This is a genomic window from Pseudomonas sihuiensis (genome assembly GCF_900106015.1).
GTDB classification, from domain to species: Bacteria; Pseudomonadota; Gammaproteobacteria; order Pseudomonadales; family Pseudomonadaceae; genus Aquipseudomonas; species Aquipseudomonas sihuiensis.
On record NZ_LT629797.1, the window covers coordinates 2,630,421 to 2,650,241 of the forward strand.

Sequence of the window (19,821 nt, forward strand, 5' to 3'; positions counted from 1 at the left end):
TCTTGCTTGCCCAAGAGAAAGTAACCAAAGAGAAGGGCACCCCACCATCCGGCCCCGGCTGCGCCGGGGTTCCCTCGCTCCATCACCACTTCAGGGGCACGCTGCGAAGGGCCATCCCTAGCCCATCGCAGCTCTCGCGACATCCATGTCGCTCAACCCCTTACGTGGCGATTCCACTCGGCCTCCTGAAGGGGGACTTGGCCGTCGTCCGTACCATCGCAGTTGAAGAGCAAAAGCAAAGGCCAGACGCCGCCAATTCCAATTCCGCAAAGATTGCGCAAGCTCGCGACCTGGTCCCCTTCAGGAGGCCGAGTGGAGGTGTTGCGTAGGGGAGCGAGCCGCATGGATGCGGCGAGAGGCTTAAAGGGCCAGGGATGGCCCTTGTAAGCCGGCCCCCGGAGCAGCACCGGAGCGAGGGAAGTTTCGCGCAGCGAAACCCGGATGTCGGGGTGCCCTTCTTTGGCACACCTTTCTTGGGCAAGCAAGAAAGGTGTGGCGCCCGTAAGGGGCGCAACCCAAACGCTCAGCACACGCGGTAATAGATAGTGCTAAGTCAGCAAGCAAGACGCACACAAACTTGCCAGTCCGGTGTGTCAACCCGCACTTTCCCCAAACTATGCGAAGAACCTTCTTTTTAGCGCCGGACCTTACTGCTCGAGGGCCGGGGTTTCCTGGCCGATGCAGCGCACCGCCTGCTTCTTGTTGTCCACCAGCACGCCGGTCAGCCCCTTCTGCTGCATGTCGAACAATACCAGCACGCCATCGATGCACTGCGCCACCTGGTTGGCCGGTTTCAGCGAGACCTTGTAGTCCTCACCGGGAACGGTCTTGAGCATGGTGAAATCGGATAACAGCAGCGCATCTTCCGGTTTGGCGAAATGCACGTAGCCGTAGTACCAGAGCACGCCAATGGTGCCGACGATGCTGGCGACACCCGTGAGGATCAGGGGGATGGGGTTACGTTCGGTCATTGCGGACTCTCTGTTGCGGATTCGGTAGCCGGTCCCAGGCGCTCGACGTAGGCCTGCGGCGCGACGAAGAACGCCAGTAGCGACTGACGCCAGGCGGGCTCGGCAAAGGTTTGCACGTGCGGGCCACGGGTCGCCTGAAAGGCGCGTGGCGGGCGCGCAGCTTGATACAAACGCTGGCCATTGGAAAGCGGCACGATCGCGTCGTCAACACTGTGATAGATCAGCAAGGGCGCGCCTGCGAGTCGATCGATGCTGTGAATCGCGCTGTCGCCGTCCGGCACCAGCCAGGACAGCGGTACCTGCAGCGGCCAGGTCAACCAGGACTTGCTCAGCGCATGGCGGGCGACGTCGCGATAGCTGGCCGGCACACCGTCCAGTGCGATGGCCTGCAAGGTCGATTGGCGCTCGGGATGCTCGGCCAGATAATGCACGGCCAACGCACCACCGAGGCTCTGCCCGAGCAGGAAAAGCGGCGCGCCCTGCACCTGCGGCGCCTGTTCGAGCCAGACGAAAGCGGCATCGATGTCCTGATAGACCTCCGGCAGTCGCGGCTTGCCTTCGGACAGACCGTAGCCGCGATAATCCAGCATCAGCACCTGATAGCCCTGTTCCGGCAGCCAGTGAACGCCGCCCAGGTGCCAGGCCAGGTTGCCGCCATTGCCATGCAGATGCAGCACCGTGCCCTTGACCTGCACCCCAGGCTTGGCCGGCAACCACCAGGCATGCAGACGCGTGCCATCGGCGGCACGCAGCTCGATGTCACGGTATTCCAGGCCAGCGCGAGCCGGAGTGATCGGTAAACCCGGCTCCGGGTAGAACAACAGACCGCTGCAACCGACCAACCACAGACTGGCCAGCAGCAAGACCAGTGCTCGCAGGCTACTTGCCACCGGCGCGCACCTCCTCGCGCGCCTGCACGGTCGCCGCATAGACGCGCTCGGCCAGACGCGAGAACGGCAGGCTCTGAATCCACACCGTACCGGTGCCTTTGAGCGTGGTCAGCAAGATGCCTTCGCCGCCGAACAGCATGCTTTTCAGGCCGCCGGCCAAAGCGATGTCGTAATCGATGCCGCTGCTGAAGGCCACCAGGCAACCGGTATCCAGGCGCAGGGTTTCATTGTTCAGCTCCTTGCGGATCACCGTGCCACCGGCATGCACGAAGGCCAGGCCGTCACCTTCGAGCTTCTGCAGGATGAAACCCTCGCCGCCGAAGAAGCCGGCGCCCAGACGTTTGGCGAAGCTGATACCGATGCGGGTGCCATGTGCTGCGCAGAGGAAGGCGTCTTTCTGGCAGATCAAGCGCCCGCCGATCTTCGCCAGGTCGATGGGCACCACGGTACCCGGATAAGGCGCCGCGAAGGCGACCCGCGCCTGACTCTTGCCGGCATTGCTGAAATGGGTCATGAACAGCGATTCGCCGGTGAGCATGCGTTTGCCAACGCTCCACAGCTTGCCCAGCAGACCGCTGGACGAACCGTCACCCATGCGCGTTTCGAAGCGCACGCCGTCGGTCATGTAGTTCATCGCACCGGCCTCGGCAATCACCGTCTCGCCAGGATCGAGGATGATCTCCACCGATTGCGCCGACGCGCCAAGGATTTCGTATTCGAGTTGATGGCTGGGCACGGGGCGGTCTCCAAGGCTTCCCGGATTTCATCCGGGCTACGGCAGCGGTGCGCGCGGCGCACCCTAGGTGCAGTTTGATTCAGAGAATATTGGCGTAGTCCGCTTCGATGCGATCCAGGCTCAAGTGATTGAGGAAGTTGGAGAAGCACATCCAGGCCGACAAGGCGTTCATGTCCTGAAACTGCGGCGGCAGGTACTTGGGCGGCTGCACCAGGCCCTCGTCCACCAGTTTGCGCAGGGTGCGCATGTCCTCCAGGGTGGTCTTGCCGCAGAACAGCAGCGGAATCTGCTCCAGCTTGCCTTTGCGCACCGCCAGCTGGATGTAGTTGTAGATCAGGATGAAACCCTTGAGGTACGACAGGTCCTTGGTGAACGGCAGGCCCGTCGGCAAGGAGCCGCGGAACACCCGGCTGGCGTTGCTGTAGCCGCCTTCCAGGCCGTAGCCCTGCTCACGGAAGAACTCGAACACCTCGAGAAAATCCGCGCCCTCCTCGGCCATGTGGATGGCGCGGGTACGGTTGGTCAGCTTGCGCAGGCGGGTCGGATAGGAGGCGAAGGCGATGACCTCCATGAGAATGGCCAGACCTTCCTGGGTCACCGTCGATGAGGGTGGGCCTTTGGCCAGGAAGGTGCAGATCGGCTGGTTGAGGCCGTTGAGCGTGGTGCCGACATGCACCAGGCCTTCATGCACTTCCAGCGCCTTGACGTCGCGCTCGTTGAAACGCGCATCGCTGCGGATCTTGATGTAGTCGGCGCCAGCGGCGGCATCAGCGAGAATACCGTCGGACTCGAACACACGAATGGTTTCGTCGCCAAATACACCAGCCAGACGCTGCTGCAGGATGTTCACCGCATCACTGGCACCGAGGGTCTTGGCCTCGTCTTCCAGGTCGCCACGCGCGGCGATGTTATTGAGGTAGTCCGAGAGCATCAGGCCGAGATCTGCCAGGGTCGGATCACCGGCGTGGAAGGCGTCGGAGGCAGCGCCATACAGCTCCTGGCTGATCAGGCCGAAGTCCTCGGTACCACGCGCCTCGAGCATGCGGATGACCATGCGGTATTCCTTGCACATGCGCCGCATGATCTGCCCGACCGGGTTGAACTGGCCGAGTTGGCGGGTAATGTCGCGCTCGATGTTCTGAAATTCCAGTTTCTTCGCGGCGGCATCGAAGGCCAGCGGCCGACTCAGGTAGTAGTCGCGATCGACGGCCGGCGGCTGCTTGCCCTTGGCCTTGAGAAAGCCGTCACGGATGCCGTCGTCCCACTTCACCGCATCGAGTACACGGATGGGCGTTTGTGCTTCGACGATGCGGTCACTGAGGGCGCGGATACAGAGCTGATAGTCGTCCAGTTTCTGCTGGCTATTCATTGCAGTTCCTACTCGGCGGCCCGCTGATAACGCGCCACTTCGACGAACAGGTCGGCATTGGCCGGGTCGTCGAGGTAAGCGAACACCTTGTCCAGCGGGCTGGTGATCAATGCGCCGTCCGCTTCAGGCATGGAAACGGTCTGCCCTTCCAGCAGGCCCTTTTCCATATCCTGGAGAATGCGGTCAGCGTCGAGGTTGTACAGCACCAGCTCGTTGTCCTTGGTCAACTCGAAACCGGCGATGGCGAAGTTGGCCCCCAGGCTCTTCGGCAGGCCCGCCGAGAGGTACCAGCGGCGGCCATGATGAGCGACGGTGAAACCGAACTCCTCGAAACTGCTTTCGTTGTCCGCGCTGCCTTCGTAGATACGCGCCAGGTAGAGGTTGGAGCCGGCACGGGTGATCTCCAGAAACAGCTGGTCGCCCCACTCGTCCTGCCGGGTCCACTCGCCCAGCAGAGGTATCGGGGCAGCCTCGTTGGCCGGAATCGGGTCCTTGAAGGTGACCAGGCAACCACTCAACAGCAGGAAGGACAGGGCGACCAATGCGCGCCACGCTTTCATTACGCTCTCCTTGTGAAGGCCGTTCGACCCGATGATCGACGGTTTACAACCCCAGAACCAGATTCATGTAGCGTTTAAGGATGGCCAGTATTCCTTGGCTGTCCAGGTGCTCTACACCGTCTAGCAGGCCCTGATACTCCATCCGCACGATGGCGGCCGTCAACAGCACGGCATCCTGTTCAGGCTGGCGCGAGCCCAGTACCTCGAAGAAGTGGGTGACCCCCTGCTGCAGGATCTGCCGGTGAGCTCGCACCAGCTCGCGCAGTCGTGGATTGAGCAAGGCTTCCTGCTGGAATGCCTGCTCGGCGATCAGGTGATCACGACGCTCACGCAACTGACGCTGCACGTACTGCACCGCCAGAGCGGCGATTTCGTCAGCCAATTGCCGACGCGCCTGCTCGCTGCCATCCAGGCGCCCGACCATCTCCTCCAGCGCACCCCGGGTACCGGCCCAGAATGCCGCCATCTGCGCGGCGCTGCGCTCGACGAACTGGGCGAAGGTATCGGTGATCAGGTCATCGATGTCCTTGAAATAGTAGGTCGTGGCCGACAAGGGTACCTGCGCCTCGGCCGCCACAGCGCGATGGCGCACGGCGCGCACGCCCTCGCGCACGATGATGCGCATGGCGGCATCGAGAATCGCCTGGCGGCGCTGCTCGCTGCCCTGACGGCTGGCCTTGCGGCCCTGGTACTGGACGCTTTCGGCGACAGCATTGGCTGCCTGGGTGGCATTCGGGGACGCGGGCACGGAGCTCAAGATGGGTCGACCCTCTAGGTTCTAGTTATGACAGGGAGAGTAATGGCTTGGACAGGCAAGCAAAAGGCTCCGTTTCGCTTACAGCCCGGGCGAGCGGTGAAATTGCCGTGAAAAGTGCAACGACAAGTAGCAAAAAGCCGCCCGAAGGCGGCTTTCTGTGTGGCATCAAGCCTGCGGACGCATATGCGGGAACAGGATGACGTCGCGGATCGAGGGTGAGTTGGTCAGCAGCATCACCAGGCGGTCGATGCCGATGCCTTCACCAGCCGTCGGCGGCATGCCGTACTCCAGGGCGCGGACGAAATCGGCGTCGTAGTGCATGGCTTCGTCATCACCGGCATCCTTCTCGGCCACCTGGGCGAGGAAACGCTCGGCCTGATCTTCGGCGTCATTGAGCTCGGAGTAGGCGTTGGCGATCTCACGACCACCGATGAACAGCTCGAAGCGGTCGGTGACGTTGGGATTGTCGTCGTTGCGACGCGCCAGTGGCGACACTTCGAACGGATACTCGGTGATGAAGTGCGGCTGCTCCAGCTTGCTCTCCACCAGCTCTTCGAAAATCATCACCTGCAGCTTGCCCAGGCCTTCGTGGCCGAGCACCTTGGCGCCGGCCTTCTTGGCGATGGCGCGGGCCTTCTCGACGTCGTTGAGGTCAGCCTCGGTGATGTCCGGGTTGTACTTGAGGATCGAGTCGTACACCGACAGACGCACGAACGGCTCGCCGAAGTGGAACACCTTGTCGCCATATGGCACGTCGGTGCTGCCCAGCACGGCCAGGGCCAGCTCGCGGAATAGCTCCTCGGTGAGGTCCATGTTGTCGCGGTAGTCGGCATAGGCCTGGTAGAACTCGAGCATGGTGAACTCGGGGTTGTGCCGGGTCGAGACGCCTTCGTTACGGAAGTTGCGGTTGATCTCGAACACTTTCTCGAAGCCACCGACCACCAGACGCTTGAGGTACAGCTCCGGGGCGATACGCAGGAACATGGCCATGTCCAGCGCGTTGTGGTGGGTCTCGAACGGCTTGGCCGCAGCGCCGCCGGGGATGGTCTGCAGCATCGGGGTTTCCACTTCAAGGAAACCGCGCTCGTTGAGGAAACGACGGATGTGCGCGATCACCTGCGAACGCACACGGAAGGTGTGGCGCACTTCCTCGTTGACGATCAGGTCGACGTAGCGCTGGCGGTAGCGCTGCTCGGTGTCGGTCAGGCCATGGTGCTTGTCCGGCAGCGGGCGCAGCGATTTGGTCAGCAGGCGCACGTTCTGCATGTCGACGTACAGATCGCCCTTGCCGGAGCGGGCCAGGGTGCCCTCGGCAGCGATGATGTCGCCCAGGTCGAAGTGCTTGACCGCTTCCAGCTGCTCGGCCGGCAGGGTCTTGCGGTTGACGTAGACCTGCAGGCGCCCGGAGGTATCCTGGATGACCATGAAGGCGCCACGGTTGAGCATGATGCGCCCGGCCACCTTGACCGGGATCGCGGCGGCTTCCAGCTCTTCCTTGCTCTTGCCCTCGTACTGTTTCTGCAGGTCGGCGCACAGGCGGTCGCGGCGGAAATCGTTGGGGAAGGCAATGCCCTGCTCACGGACGGCAGCAAGCTTTTCCTTGCGCAGGGCAATCAGCTTGTTTTCTTCCTGTTGCAGTTCGTTGTGGTCGAGTTGTTGGTCGCTCATGGTCGTTTTATCTGCCTGGCGTGTATATGCAAATGGGGGTTTGGTAGGAGCCAGCTTGCTGGCGATGCGCTTCGAGAGCGTGATCGCCAGCAAGCTGGCTCCTACAGGGTAAGGCTTACAGGCCCTGCTTGAGGCTGGCCTCGAGGTAGCCGTCGAGGTCGCCATCGAGGACTTTCTGGCAGTCGCTACGCTCGACGCCGGTACGCAGGTCCTTGATGCGCGAGTCATCGAGCACGTAGGAGCGGATCTGATGACCCCAGCCGATATCGGACTTGCTGTCTTCCAGCGCCTGCGAAGCCGCGTTGCGCTTTTGCATCTCCAGCTCGTACAACTTGGCCCGCAGCATTTTCATGGCGGTGTCCTTGTTGGCGTGCTGGGAGCGTTCGTTCTGACACGCGACCACGGTGTTGGTCGGCACGTGGGTGATACGCACCGCCGAGTCGGTGGTGTTGACGTGCTGACCACCGGCGCCGGAGGAGCGGTAGGTGTCGATGCGCAGATCGGACGGGTTGATGTCGATCTCGACCTTGTCGTCGATCTCGGGGGACACGAACACCGCCGAGAACGAGGTGTGGCGACGCGCGCCGGAGTCGAACGGGCTCTTGCGCACCAGGCGGTGCACGCCGATCTCGGTGCGCAGCCAGCCGAAGGCATACTCGCCCTTGATGTGCACGGTGGCGCCCTTGATACCGGCGACTTCACCCTCGGACAGTTCGATGATGGTGGCGTCGAAGCCGCGCTTGTCGGCCCAGCGCAGGTACATGCGCAGCAGGATGTTGGCCCAGTCCTGGGCCTCGGTGCCGCCGGAACCGGCCTGGATATCCAGGTAGCAGTTGTTCGGGTCCATCTCGCCGCTGAACATGCGGCGGAACTCCAGCTTCTCGAGGATTTCGCGCAGGCGCTCGACTTCGGCGGCGATGTCGTTCACCGCGCCTTCGTCGTTTTCTTCGGCAGCCATTTCCAGCAGATCTTTGGAATCGGCCAGGCTACCAGTGAGGTCGTCGATGGTTTCGACGATCTGTGCCAGCATGGCGCGCTCACGGCCCAGGGCTTGGGCGTACTCGGGCTTGTTCCAGACGCTGGCGTCTTCCAGCTCGCGGTTTACTTCGACCAGACGATCATGCTTGTGATCGTAGTCAAAGATACCCCCGAATTGACTGGGTACGTTCGGACAGGTCCTTGATGCTGTTGAGGATCGGATTGATTTCCATGGTGGGCAGCACTCTCGGGCAAAAGACGCGAAACGGCTCAATCCGGCTCGCCCGAGCGGCTAATGCGCTACCCTGGCCGAGCACGGCAAGAGCCGTGACCGCAAAGTTTCTGAAAAGCCGGCGAGTATACCCGACTCGAAGCCCCCTGGCAGCCCGCTGGCTGACCGGCGGGGCGCGCTCAGAACTTCAGGCTCAGGCGTGCGGCCAAGGCGTTGTCGCGCGCGTCTTCGGCGTAATGGCCCGCATAGGTCAGACCCAGGTAGAGGCTGCGGCTGAGCTCATGATCCAGACTCAGGTCAAGACGCAGGCTGCTGCGCTCGAACTCACGACTGTGCATCTGCTGGAGTGCGCCATCACCGTCGACCGCCTCGTCACGCAAGCGGTCACTGCCCAGGTTCTGCCGCAGCGCCAGACTGGCACGCCCTACCCACTTGCGCTGTTGCCAGTACCAGGGCGCGGCCAGGCGCCAGCCAAGCGTCAGGTAGCCAGCCTGCTCATGCGCTGCCGCCAGGCGCAGTCCGTCGAAACGCCGGGCGTCGGCATCCAGATGCACTAACGCCAGGCCGGCAAATGGCTCCGAGGTGAAAGTGCGATAGTCCATGGCGTAACTGCTTTCGCCAAACAGCTGCCAACTGCGCGCGTTATCGCGCCGTTCCAGCTCGTGCCAGCCGTGCAGCAACCCGAGCCGAAACCCCAACTGGTTGTATACCCGAGTCGCGGCGTAGACCCCAAGGTAACGACTATCGGTGCGGCCATGACCCTGATCATGATCCAGCCGGGCACGCGCCACTCCACCCAGCACACCGCCGATCCACTGTCCGCCCAGCGCACGATCCATCCCCATCAGCAGCCCCTCGCCGCGGCGCTCGAGGCCGGCGTCGTCCCAGCTCCCCTGGATGCCGTAGGTGCGCGACCACAGCGGCCACTCGCCGGCCTCAGGGGCCGCCTCGCGAAAGGCGAAGCGCACCTGCTGCAGACGATCCAGAGCCGCCTCACGCGGCAACCGGCTGTCCTCCAGGAGCAAGGCGCGCTGGTCCAATGCCAGGTCGCCAGCGACAACGCCCGTGGCGACCTGAAGCAAGCCCAACCCGAGCAGCGCTACACGCAGAGCCATGTTCGCCTCCATTTATCGACGCCCAATGCTAGCAGAGCACACCTGTCGCCTCGCCCGCCAAGACACTTCGGATCGAGCGGTCACGCGCTCACCCCGCAACCAGGCTCGCGCTGCGGCACCATGCTTATCGCCGCTCGCGCATCGGCGGCAATCATCTGCGCCGCCTTCTCCGCAATCATCAGCACCGGCGAGCAGGTATTGCCTGAGGTGATGCTCGGCATGATCGACGCGTCGACTACACGTAAAGCGGCGATACCATGTACGCGCAGACGCGCATCGACCACCGCTTCACGGCCCTGGCCCATGGCGCAGGTGCCGACCGGGTGGAAGATGGTAGTGCCGATCTCGCCCGCAGCGCGCTGCAGGTCTTCTTCGCTCTGGTACTGCGGCCCCGGCTTGTATTCCTCGGGCCGGTAGCGGGCCAGGGCGGGCGCGGCGACGATGCGCCGGGTCAGGCGAATGGCATCGGCTGCCACCTGTAGATCCCGCTCGTCACTGAGGTAGTTTGGGCGTATCAGCGGGGCTACGCTGGCATCGACGGAGGCAATCTGAACGCTGCCGCGGCTGGTCGGGCGCAGGTTGCATACCGATGCGGTGAAGGCCGGGAAATCGTGCAAGGGCTCGCCAAAGCGCTCCAGCGACAATGGCTGCACGTGATATTGCAGATTGGCGCGCGCCTGGCCGGGGTCGGACTTGGCGAAGGCACCAAGCTGGCTGGGCGCCATGGACAGCGGCCCGCTGCGCCTGAGCAGGTACTCCAGGCCCATGCCCAGCTTGCCCCAAGGGGTAGCCGCAATGCGATTGAGCGTCTTCACGCCCTCGACGCGGTAGATCAGGCGCAGTTGCAGGTGATCCTGCAGGTTCTCACCGACACCTGGCAGCTCGTGCCTGACGCCGATACCCAGGCGTTCAAGCAGCGGCCTTGGGCCGATGCCGGAACGCTGCAGCAAGGCCGGCGAACCGATGGCGCCGGCACACAGGATGATCTCGCGACGTGCCGCCACCCGCAGCGCCCGCCCCTGGCAGCGCAGATGCAGGGCACGGGCACGACTGCCCTCCAGCTCCAGCCGTTCGGCTTCGGCGCCGGTCAGCACCTGCAGATTGGGGCGCTGGCGAATATCGCGCAGAAAGGCCTTGGAGGCATTCCAGCGCACGCCGCGCTTCTGGTTGACCTGAAAGTAGCTGCAGCCTTCGTTATCCCCACCGTTGAAGTCATCGACGCTGGCAATACCATTCTGCGCCGCCGCCTCACGGAAGGCCTCGAGAATCTCCCACGACAGACGCTGGCGCTCGACCCGCCATTCGCCGTCGCCACCGTGCAGCTCGCTCGCGCCGGCAAAATGATTCTCCGAGCGTTTGAACAGCGGCAACACATCACGCCAGGCCCAACCGGGATTGCCCGCCGCAGCCCAGCCATCGTAGTCCGCGGCCTGGCCACGCATGTAGATCATGCCGTTGATCGACGAGCTGCCGCCAAGCACGCGGCCACGCGGGTACTTCAACGAACGGCCATGCAGACCGGGATCGGCCTCGGTGCTGTAGCACCAGTCGGTACGCGGATTGCCGATGCAGTACAGGTAGCCAACCGGGATATGAATCCAGGGATAGTTGTCGCGCCCGCCCGCCTCGATCAGCAGCACGCTGACGCCAGGGTCGGCGGAAAGCCGATTGGCCAGCAGGCAACCGGCTGGGCCGGCGCCAACGATCAGGTAGTCGTATGCTTCCAGTGGCAGTTGCGACATAAGCATCCTCGCGTGTCGTTCTTGTCGTTGGCCAACAGCCTAAAACAAGCCGGGGGTGAGGATGAATGATCTTTTGGTCTGAGGCAGCGGCTGAATGTGCGCCCATCGACTGGCAGCTATGGTGAAGCATCCGTGCCCTGCGCTTTACTTGTAGGCATTCCTGCCCGAGCCCATCCGCGATGCCACCAGCGCCTGCACGCAAGCCACACACGCCGCTTCCTGCCATTTCGCAACAGCGCGGCTGGCTACGCTGGCTTCCGGGCCTGCAAACGCTCAGGGACTATCGCCTGGCCTGGCTACCCAAGGACATTGCCGCCGGCCTGGTGCTGACCACCATGCTGGTACCGGTGGGCATTGCCTATGCCGAGGCTTCCGGCGTGCCCGGCATCTATGGCCTGTACGCGACCATCGTGCCGCTGCTGGCTTACGCCCTGTTCGGCCCCAGCCGTATTCTCGTGCTCGGCCCGGACTCGGCCTTGGCAGCACTGATTCTCGCCGTGGTGCTGCCACTCTCCGGCGGCGACCCGATGCGCGCGGTGACCCTGGCCAGCATGATGGCCGTGGTGGCCGGCCTCACCTGCCTGATAGCCGGACTGCTGCGCCTGGGGTTCATCACCGAATTGCTGTCCAAGCCCATTCGCTATGGCTACATGAACGGTATTGCGCTGAGCGTGCTGATCAGCCAGGCGCCCAAGTTGTTCGGCTTTAGCATCGACAGCCAGGGTCCGCTCAGCGACCTATGGGCCATCGCCAGCGCGCTGATCGAGGGCCAGGCCCACCTCTACAGCCTGCTCGTCGGCGCCGGCACCCTGGCCTTGATCCTGCTGCTGAGCCGCTTCCGGCAATTGCCTGGCATCCTCATCGCCGTGACCCTGGCAACCCTGGCGGTGGCCCTGTTCGAGCTCGATAGCCAGGGCGTACAGGTGCTCGGCGAGCTGCCCCAGGGGCTGCCCAGTTTCACCCTGCCCTGGCTCAGCGGTGTCGATCTGGCCAGCGTGGTACTGGGCGGTATCGCCGTCGCCCTGGTCGCGTTCGCCGACACCAGCGTGCTGTCGCGCACCTACGCAGCCCGTACCGGACGCCCAGTAGACCCCAATCAGGAGCTGGTCGCCCTTGGCGCGGCGAACCTGGCCGGTGGTTTGTTTCAGGGTTTTCCCATCAGTAGCAGCGCCTCACGCACGCCGGTCGCCGAAGCGGCAGGCGCGATGACCCAGGTCGCCGGTATCGTCGGCGCCCTCAGCGTTGCCCTGCTGCTGGTGCTGGCCCCGGATCTGATGCAGTACCTGCCCACCAGTGCGCTGGCCGCGGTGGTGATTGCCGCTGTCATCGGCCTGTTCGTGGTCACCGACCTGCGGCGCATCTTCCGCGTGCAGCAATGGGAGTTCTGGCTGTCGATGGCCTGCTTCGCCGGCGTGCTGACCTTCGGCGTGATTCCCGGCATCGGCATTGCCGTGGTGCTGGCGGTGATCGAGTTTCTCTGGGATGGCTGGCGCCCGTACTACACCGTTCTCGGCCAGGTAGAGGGCGTCCGCGGTTTCCACGACATCAAGCGACACCCCGATGCACGGCAGATACCCGGCCTGCTGCTGTTTCGCTGGGACGCGCCGCTGTTCTTCGCCAATGCCGAGCTCTTCCAGCAATGCCTGCTGCAGGCGCTGGAAAAAGCCCCGGCGCCAGTGCGCCGCGTGGTGATCGCCGCCGAACCGGTTACCAGCATCGACGTGACCTCTGCCGACATGCTCGGCGACCTGGAACGAATGCTGGCGGAAGCCGGCATCGAACTGCACTTCGCCGAGGTCAAGGGGCCGCTCAAGGACAAGCTGCGGCGCTTCGGGTTACTGCACGACGATCAGCCAAGGCACCTGCAACCAACGGTTAGCGCGGCCGTCGAAGCCTACCTGAGCGATCATGCTGATGAGGCGATGCCGGGCCATGCCCGGCATGCGGACTGAAACGAGAAGACGACTCAGACACCGGCCGGTAGCGAGCGCACCTGGGTTTCCAGCTCCGCCTTCAGCTCCAGCGGCAGCTTCAACTGACGCGCCAGCTCTTCGAGGTAGGCGCGCTCCATGAAGTGCTCTTCGTCGACCATCAGCACGCTGGCCAGGTACATTTCCGCCGCCATTTCCGGGGTCGCCGCGGCGCGCGCCACGTCTGCCGGGTCCAGCGGTTTGTTCAGTTCGGTGTGCAGCCAGCTCTGCAGTTCGGCGTCCTGCGCAAGCTTGCCCAGCTCCTCTTCGATCAACTGACGCTCACGCTCGTCGACATGACCATCGGCCTTGGCTGCCGCTACCAGGGCCTTGAGAATGGCGCGGCTGTGCTGCTCGACTTGCGCTGCAGGCAAACGATCCAGGGTTTGCGGTTCGACCGGCTGCGCGCCGCCCTGCTGGGCTTGCTGCGCCTGCCAGTTGCCGTAAGCCTTGTACGCCATCACACCCAGGGCAGCCAGGCCGCCATAGGTCAGTGCCTTACCGCCCATCTTGCGCGCTTTCTTGTTGCCCAGCAGCAGGCCGACCGCACCGGCCGCCAGCGCGCCGCCCCCCGCACCCGAGAGCAGGCTGCCCAGGCCTCCACCAGAGAGCAGGCCACCCAAACCGCCTGCCTGCTGCCCCTGGGTGTTCTTCGCCGCTGGCTTCTGCATGGCCTGCTGGCCGGCCTTGAGCAGTTGGTCGAGCAGATTGCTGGTGTTCATCGCGAACTCTCCTGAAAAATAGGCACCGGTGCATCCGACCCTGGATAACACAGGGAAATTCCGCATGCCCCTCAACCGACATCGGTTGTATTGACGAGCGTTTCTAGCAGAGTTCGCCCCAGCCAGCCGGACATATTGGTAACGCCGAATTTCATTGCAGCCGCAATCAACGCGGAGCGATATGCGCCACCATCAGTTGCACGGTTTCATTGCCACGAAACTCGTTGAGGTCGAGCTTGTAGGCCACTTCAGCCCAGCGCAAGGTTGGGTTGGGCCAGACCTCACGGTCGATGTTGAAGGCGATGCCGTCGAGTTGCACGCTGCCGCATTCGGTCTTGAGCACCAGCTTGAGGTGACGCTCACCGACGATGCGCTGATTGACGATCTGGAACACGCCATGGAACAGCGGCTCGGGGAAGTGCTGGCCCCAGGGGCCGGCGTTGCGCAGGGCGCGGGCCAGTTCCAGGTGGAACTCGGTGGCATCGAGCTGGCCGTCGGACAGCAGGCGACCGGTCAGGTCGTCTTCGCACAGCTGACGGCGCACCTCGGCGTCGAAGGCGACGGCGAACGCGCCGAAATTTTCCTGCGGCAGCGACAGCCCGGCGGCCATGGCATGCCCGCCAAACTTGCTGATCAGCCCCGGATGCTTGGCCGCCACGGCATCCAGTGCATCACGGATATGCAGCCCGGGCACCGAGCGCGCCGAGCCCTTGAGCAGGCCGTCACCGGCATCGGCAAAGGCGATGGCAGGGCGGTGATAACGCTCCTTCAGGCGCGAGGCGAGGATGCCGATCACGCCCTGGTGCCAGTCCGGCTCGAACAGGCACAAGCCGAACGGCATGTCCGCCACTGGCAGATCCTTGAGCTGGGCCAGCGCCTCGCGCTGCATACCCTGCTCGATGGCCTTGCGGTCTTGGTTGAGCTGGTCGAGTTGCACCGCCATGTCGCGAGCAAGGGCCTCGTCGTCGCACAGCAGGCATTCGATGCCCAGGCTCATGTCATCCAGACGCCCGGCCGCGTTCAGCCGTGGGCCGAGGATGAAGCCGAGGTCGGTGGAGGTGATACGGCGGTGGTCGCGCCCGGCGACTTCGAGAATTGCGCGCAGACCCGGCCGCGCCCGCCCGGCACGAATGCGCGCCAGGCCCTGATGCACCAGGATGCGGTTGTTGGCATCCAGCGGCACCACGTCGGCGACGCTACCTAGTGCCACCAGGTCGAGCAGCTCGCCCAGATTGGGCTCCGCACGACTGGCGAACCAGCCGCTGTCGCGCAGCCGCGCACGTAGCGCCAGCAGCACGTAGAACATCACGCCGACGCCGGCCATGGCCTTGCTGGGGAATTCGCAGCCTGGCTGGTTCGGGTTGACGATGGCATCAGCGGCCGGCAGTTCCGGCCCTGGCAGGTGGTGATCGGTAACCAGCACCGTCAACCCGGCGGCCTTGGCCGCCGCCACGCCATCGACGCTGGAAATGCCGTTGTCGACGGTCAGCAGCAGATCAGGCTGGCGTTCGAGGGCCACGGCGACGATCTCCGGGGTCAGGCCATAGCCGTACTCGAAGCGGTTCGGCACCAGGTAATCGACATGCGCCGCGCCGAGCAGGCGCAGGCCAAGCACCCCGACCGAACTGGCGGTGGCGCCATCGGCATCGAAGTCGCCGACGATGAGGATGCGCTGACGCTGCGCCAAGGCTTCGACCAGCAACTCGACCGCCGCGTCGATGCCCTTCAGTTGCTGGTACGGGATCAGCCGCGCCAGGCCCTTGTCCAGTTCCTCGGCGGACTGCACACCACGGGCGGCGTAGAGACGGGTCAGCAAAGGCGGCAGGCTGCCCAGATCAGGCAGTTGGGCGGGTAAGGGACGGGCTTCGATACGCATGGGACTTCTTCATGTTCGCATGGGAGTGGCTTGTCTCCCCTCTCCCATTTATGGGAGAGGGGCTGGGGGAGAGGGTTCATCCAGCAACACCGAGTCGCCGAAATCCCCCTCTCCCTAGCCCTCTCCCCGAGGGGAGAGGGAACTGAACCGTAGCCCGGATGCAATCCGGGGAATGTGCAAAACCATTTTCCCGGATTGCATCCGGGCTACGGTTTCAACGCTGACCAGCGAGCCACTCAATGGGAATCTCGTGCTGACCGCGCTCGTCGGTGACGAACAACTCGCCATCGCTGATCATCACGCTCCAGTTCAGCGAACGCGGCATGTCCAGCGCCAGGTTGGCCAATGCCTCCTGGCCAAGCGCAACCACGTTGATATTCTTCAGGCTGCGCACCGGGTCGAGGCACTTGGTCTGCCATACGCGCAGGTTGCCATAGGCCACCAGGCTGAACTTCTCGGTACGCCGCGAGCACCAGGTGATGCGCTCACTGTCGGGCTGACCCACTTCGATCCAGTGCAGCACGCGATCGTCCAGGCTCTTTTCCCACAACGCCGGCTCGTCGACGTCCGACAGGCCGCGACCGAACGCCAGTTGCTCGTGGTAGAACAGCGCATAGGCAATCAGCCGCGCGGCCAGGCGCTCTTCGGTCTCGGACGGGTGGCGAGCGACGGTGAAACGCAGGTTTTCGTAAACGCTGCGATCCATGTCGGTGAGGTTCATGTCGATCTTGTAGGTGGTCGATGGCAGGGCCATGGCGGGCTTCTTGACTGGTCGAAAGAGCGCAAGTCTAACGCGAAAGCATGGCCCCCGCCGACCTTCAACAGGTCATACGGCAGATCCTCAGTTGCTCATCAGTGTAATCGATGATCGCTTGCAGGCTGCTCAGATCGAGGTGCAAACGGCAGTAATGCTCGCCATGACGCCAGGCCAGCAGCAGTTGGTCGTCAGCCGCATAGTTCTGCTCGAAACGCCCCTCGAAAGCCGGATGCTGGCAACGAAAGCGCATCAGCGCCAGCAAGCGCTGCACCAGTGGCTGCTGCAATGCCTGCTCGGCCTCCTCAAGGCTGTAGTAATGGCGATTGACGTCGCGCGCCTCGCCGGTCTGCTCGAGCAGGTCAAAGTCGTTGCAGCCAGCCAACAGGCCAACGTAGTAAACCTGCGGGATACCCGGCACGAAGAACTGGATGGCGCGTGCGGCGATATAAGCCTCGTCATTGCGCATAAGCGCCTCGTAGAAGGTGCAGGTCAGCTGGTAGATGGCCCCGACGCTGTGCACGTTCACCGCCGAGCGACGCATGATCGGGTCGGCGCTGCGGGTCGAGACCTCGTCGATCAGGTACTGGATCTGCGCCTCGGGCAGCATGCCTTCGACATCCGGAATGCAGATGCCGTCGTGGGTATCGAGCACGGTGATCTGATTGCGCGGGCACATGCGCAACCAGTTCTTCAGATAACGGCTGCTGCCACTGAGCAATGCGTGCAGTACCAAGGGCGGCAGGGCGAAACCGTAGGGGCGCATGTGCCGCCGTGAGATGGCGTACTGGTAGCTGATGTGGTCATGCACCTCCGGCAGCATCTCGGCCTCGTACTTGGCCCCGGTTTCGCGGAACCATTCGAGGATGCGGTACACGTTCGGCTCCACCAGAAAGCAGCTGGTACCGATACGTTTGGTGGTGTAGCCGAAGGCATCCAGACGAAACAGCTTGACCCCGCGCGCCGCGAGAAAGGCCATGTACTGCTCCATCAACTGGTAGGTTTTCGGCGAGTCGTAATTGAGGTCGATCTGTCGCTCGGTGAAGGTGCACCAGACCCGACAGGTTTCACCATTGGCCAGGCGCACCTCGCGAAACGGCTCCTTTTCCTTGCGGATATGGATCTTGGCCAGGTCGTCGTGAGTGATTTCGCCGAAGCTGTCTACCTGCACGAAAAGATCCGCGTAGGGCGAGTCCTGACCATGTGCAATGAAATCGAGAAACTCCGGCGACTCGTCGGCGATATGGCTGATCACCAGATCGACGCACAGGTCGAAGCGCGCGGAGATGCGCTCGACATCCGCCCAGTCGCCGTAGCGCGGATCCACCTCCATGTGGGTGAGCGGCGAGAAGCCTCCATCGGCATTGGACGGATACAGCGGCAGGATATGCACCCCGCCAAGGGCGTCACCCAGATGCCGATCCAACAGTTGGTAAAGCTCCCCCAGGTTACGTCCCAGGCGGTCGGGATAGGTGATCAGTTGAACAGCGTTGCGCAGCGTCATGAGCCCCCCGGTATATCGATGGTCTATCAGACAGACCTAGGCCACCCTCTTTTCGTTCGTCAAGCCACCCTGCGAGATTAGCTTGCCGCGCGCCCCGCTGCCGGGACATGCGCCTCTCCCTCAAACCGGTTGGCAAATGCTGTGCAATACGGTTGTAAGCCAGCCTGACAATCCGTATAAAACGCCTCGGCCGAGCATGAGCAACAGGCCGGCCAGGGATCGTTAGCTGATAAGGAAGTCGTCGTGGAGCTGTTCGTTGGAATCATCGCTATCGTCTTTATTCTGTTCGTTCTTCACGTGTCCCATGCACCTGAAGAACCCAAGCTCGAGCTGCAGGGCGGCACAGCTCGCCTCACCCCCACCGAGGCCACTCAACTCAACCGCATATTCGTGCTGCAAGGCAGCGCCCCCGACCTCGCCATGGCGCTGGCCGCACAGCTTTGGGGCGACGCCTGGCAACTCGCCCACGTCTCACTCTGCTCAAGACTGATGCTGTTGAATCGCGAAGAAGAGGCGCTGGAGCTGCTTTGGAAACTTGACTCTTCTTACCGTGAACAGGCCCTGCAGACGATGCTGCAGGAGTTGGTGAGCAGAGGCGATGCCGGCAAGGCCCTCCAGCTGCAGAAACGTTTCGACGTCACCTGTGCCAACTCACCGCTAACGTACGGCACGCTGCTATTAGCCGAGGGCAAAACGCAAGAGGCTCGCAAAGCACTGGATGCCCTGGACCTGAATCAGCAGATCAGTGAAGGGCAACTGCTGGATCTCGCTCGCCTGCGACAGGCGTGTGACCAGCCAGAGCAGGCCGATGAAATCCTGGCCAGGGTCGAGGCACAGCTCGACAGCAATAACGAACCGGATTTCAGCTGGCGCCCACTGCTACAAACACTGGCTGATCTGCAACACTATCCACACCTGCTGCAACTTGCCCAGCGCAGCGATCTGCCCGGATACAGCGTCGTGGAGCTTCTGGCGGCCCACGGACGATACGACGAGGCACTGGAACTGCTGGCTGCGACGGATACATCGAAAGCCTACATGATCGATGCGCCGCAGCTCTTCGAGCATTTCATCGAGGCCCAACGGCCCGAACTTTTGCAGCGCCTGCTTGCAACGCAGAAGGACGGTCTGACGTCGCACCTGCTGCAGTGCCATGTCAGCTGGCATGCACGGCGTGGCGACATCACCCAGGCCCAGCAACTACTGGATCGAGAAATGCAGTGCCTGGATGTCTCGGTCCAGCACTGGCTGGTACTGAGCCTGGCCGAGGAGCACGCACAGAGCAACGCGTCATGGGCGACCAGCCTGCGGCGCCAGGCCGAGCGCCTACTCGTCGGCGAACAAGGCAAGGCCTCCTGGCCAGGCATGCGCCTTTATCATCTGCAGCACCTGCTACGTGAACAGGCCAGTCGTGCGCCTGCTCAGCGCGACAACTGGTCGTTGCGCAACTTCCTCGAAGAGGCCGAACGGCTGCACGCCGAACTCGACGCCGAGGACAGCCTGAGCGAACGCATCCTCTACAGCCAGCTACTGGATAAACTGGGTCAACCCAAGGCGGCCAGGGATTTACTGCTGCAGCTGCGCCAGCAACTGGAGGCAGGCGAGGGTATCGCGCCAGAGGACGCGCCGTATCACTACAACGAAATCATGCGGGCTCTGATCGACATGGGCGAGCTCGAGCAAGCCAGAGAAATGTTGACCCAGAAACTTGCCGAGGACGATATGAAGCAGCCGCTGATGACGGCTTATCTCGATGCCGGTCTACTGGAGGAGGCGCTCGCCTGCATCGACCTACACACGCTGATCGGCAGCTGCGGCACCTCCAACCTGCAGCGCCTGCACCAATCCATCGCGGCAGTGAAGGAGACGGATGCACAACGCTATCAGCGCCTGCAAACGCAACTGCAAGAGTGTCTGAACGACGACCAGTCCTGGCGCAGCTGGGGGCAAATTCATATCTATGGGGCAGGATGAATA

At 63.2% G+C, this 19,821-nt stretch carries 16 protein-coding genes; 2 read left to right on the forward strand and 14 right to left on the reverse strand.

What is annotated here, in order from left to right; genetic code table 11:
* Window positions 1–647: 647 nt before the first annotated feature.
* The 10 genes from BLT86_RS12400 to BLT86_RS12445 form a co-directional block, all read right to left on the reverse strand.
* Complete coding sequence (locus BLT86_RS12400; RefSeq protein ID WP_017675099.1) at window positions 648–971, reverse strand: hypothetical protein; 324 nt, start codon at window positions 969–971, stop codon at window positions 648–650.
* Window positions 968–1,900, reverse strand: a complete 933-nt coding sequence (locus BLT86_RS12405) for an alpha/beta hydrolase (RefSeq protein ID WP_408003025.1) — start codon at window positions 1,898–1,900, stop codon at window positions 968–970. Before BLT86_RS12405 ends, BLT86_RS12400 begins: the two co-directional genes overlap by 4 nt.
* Window positions 1,851–2,597, reverse strand: coding sequence for a TIGR00266 family protein (locus BLT86_RS12410; protein WP_021490308.1), 747 nt, complete (start codon window positions 2,595–2,597; stop codon window positions 1,851–1,853). Before BLT86_RS12410 ends, BLT86_RS12405 begins: the two co-directional genes overlap by 50 nt.
* A 79-nt stretch (window positions 2,598–2,676) precedes the next feature.
* Entirely contained in the window at window positions 2,677–3,966 is a 1,290-nt protein-coding gene (locus BLT86_RS12415) for a flavohemoglobin expression-modulating QEGLA motif protein (RefSeq protein ID WP_092377043.1), read from the reverse strand.
* An 8-nt stretch (window positions 3,967–3,974) separates the two neighbouring features.
* Complete coding sequence (locus BLT86_RS12420) at window positions 3,975–4,526, reverse strand: hypothetical protein (RefSeq protein ID WP_074917116.1); 552 nt, start codon at window positions 4,524–4,526, stop codon at window positions 3,975–3,977.
* 43 nt (window positions 4,527–4,569) lie between these two features.
* Window positions 4,570–5,283, reverse strand: coding sequence for a TetR/AcrR family transcriptional regulator (locus tag BLT86_RS12425; RefSeq protein ID WP_092377046.1), 714 nt, complete (start codon window positions 5,281–5,283; stop codon window positions 4,570–4,572).
* Window positions 5,284–5,448: 165 nt separating this feature from the next.
* Window positions 5,449–6,951, reverse strand: a complete 1,503-nt coding sequence (gene lysS / locus BLT86_RS12430; RefSeq protein WP_092380406.1) for a lysine--tRNA ligase — start codon at window positions 6,949–6,951, stop codon at window positions 5,449–5,451.
* Window positions 6,952–7,066: 115 nt separating this feature from the next.
* A protein-coding gene (prfB, locus tag BLT86_RS12435; RefSeq protein WP_100227586.1) for a peptide chain release factor 2 occupies window positions 7,067–8,162 on the reverse strand; the annotation gives its coding sequence in 2 pieces (ribosomal slippage) (window positions 7,067–8,089 and window positions 8,091–8,162; 1,095 coding nt in all).
* 178 nt (window positions 8,163–8,340) lie between these two features.
* Window positions 8,341–9,276, reverse strand: a complete 936-nt coding sequence (locus BLT86_RS12440) for an autotransporter outer membrane beta-barrel domain-containing protein (protein WP_092377049.1) — start codon at window positions 9,274–9,276, stop codon at window positions 8,341–8,343.
* Between the two features lie 80 nt (window positions 9,277–9,356).
* Window positions 9,357–11,018 (reverse strand): GMC family oxidoreductase, encoded by a 1,662-nt coding sequence (locus BLT86_RS12445; protein WP_408003026.1) that lies wholly within the window; start codon window positions 11,016–11,018, stop codon window positions 9,357–9,359.
* Between the two features lie 179 nt (window positions 11,019–11,197).
* On the opposite strand from BLT86_RS12445, the gene BLT86_RS12450 reads away from it, so the two are divergent.
* Window positions 11,198–12,970: a SulP family inorganic anion transporter gene (locus tag BLT86_RS12450; protein WP_059391154.1), complete on the forward strand. Its 1,773-nt coding sequence runs from the start codon at window positions 11,198–11,200 to the stop codon at window positions 12,968–12,970.
* 14 nt (window positions 12,971–12,984) lie between these two features.
* On the opposite strand, the gene BLT86_RS12455 is transcribed toward BLT86_RS12450, so the two are convergent.
* The 4 genes from BLT86_RS12455 to gtfA all read right to left on the reverse strand — a co-directional run bounded on the left by BLT86_RS12455 (window position 12,985) and on the right by gtfA (window position 17,844).
* Window positions 12,985–13,710, reverse strand: a complete 726-nt coding sequence (locus BLT86_RS12455; protein ID WP_003462675.1) for a tellurite resistance TerB family protein — start codon at window positions 13,708–13,710, stop codon at window positions 12,985–12,987.
* Window positions 13,711–13,876: 166 nt separating this feature from the next.
* A complete protein-coding gene (gene recJ / locus BLT86_RS12460; protein ID WP_017675112.1) occupies window positions 13,877–15,586 on the reverse strand; it encodes a single-stranded-DNA-specific exonuclease RecJ in 1,710 nt (569 codons plus the stop codon).
* Between the two features lie 214 nt (window positions 15,587–15,800).
* Window positions 15,801–16,340, reverse strand: coding sequence for a YaeQ family protein (locus tag BLT86_RS12465; protein ID WP_017675113.1), 540 nt, complete (start codon window positions 16,338–16,340; stop codon window positions 15,801–15,803).
* A 64-nt stretch (window positions 16,341–16,404) separates the two neighbouring features.
* Entirely contained in the window at window positions 16,405–17,844 is a 1,440-nt protein-coding gene (gene gtfA / locus BLT86_RS12470) for a sucrose phosphorylase (RefSeq protein ID WP_017675114.1), read from the reverse strand.
* Between the two features lie 243 nt (window positions 17,845–18,087).
* On the opposite strand from gtfA, the gene BLT86_RS12475 reads away from it, so the two are divergent.
* A complete protein-coding gene (locus BLT86_RS12475) occupies window positions 18,088–19,818 on the forward strand; it encodes a tetratricopeptide repeat protein (RefSeq protein ID WP_017675115.1) in 1,731 nt (576 codons plus the stop codon).
* Window positions 19,819–19,821 lie beyond the last annotated feature (3 nt).

Coding starts and splice junctions, on each gene's coding strand:
- BLT86_RS12400 (WP_017675099.1), bottom strand. CDS start 971: ATGACCGAACGTAACCCCATCCCCCTGATCCTCACGGGTGTCGCCAGC.
- BLT86_RS12405 (WP_408003025.1), bottom strand. CDS start 1,900: ATGCGGCGACCGTGCAGGCGCGCGAGGAGGTGCGCGCCGGTGGCAAGT.
- BLT86_RS12415 (WP_092377043.1), bottom strand. CDS start 3,966: ATGAATAGCCAGCAGAAACTGGACGACTATCAGCTCTGTATCCGCGCC.
- BLT86_RS12420 (WP_074917116.1), bottom strand. CDS start 4,526: ATGAAAGCGTGGCGCGCATTGGTCGCCCTGTCCTTCCTGCTGTTGAGT.
- lysS (WP_092380406.1), bottom strand. CDS start 6,951: ATGAGCGACCAACAACTCGACCACAACGAACTGCAACAGGAAGAAAAC.
- BLT86_RS12440 (WP_092377049.1), bottom strand. CDS start 9,276: ATGGCTCTGCGTGTAGCGCTGCTCGGGTTGGGCTTGCTTCAGGTCGCC.
- BLT86_RS12445 (WP_408003026.1), bottom strand. CDS start 11,018: ATGTCGCAACTGCCACTGGAAGCATACGACTACCTGATCGTTGGCGCC.
- BLT86_RS12450 (WP_059391154.1), top strand. CDS start 11,198: ATGCCACCAGCGCCTGCACGCAAGCCACACACGCCGCTTCCTGCCATT.
- BLT86_RS12455 (WP_003462675.1), bottom strand. CDS start 13,710: ATGAACACCAGCAATCTGCTCGACCAACTGCTCAAGGCCGGCCAGCAG.
- recJ (WP_017675112.1), bottom strand. CDS start 15,586: ATGCGTATCGAAGCCCGTCCCTTACCCGCCCAACTGCCTGATCTGGGC.
- BLT86_RS12465 (WP_017675113.1), bottom strand. CDS start 16,340: ATGGCCCTGCCATCGACCACCTACAAGATCGACATGAACCTCACCGAC.
- gtfA (WP_017675114.1), bottom strand. CDS start 17,844: ATGACGCTGCGCAACGCTGTTCAACTGATCACCTATCCCGACCGCCTG.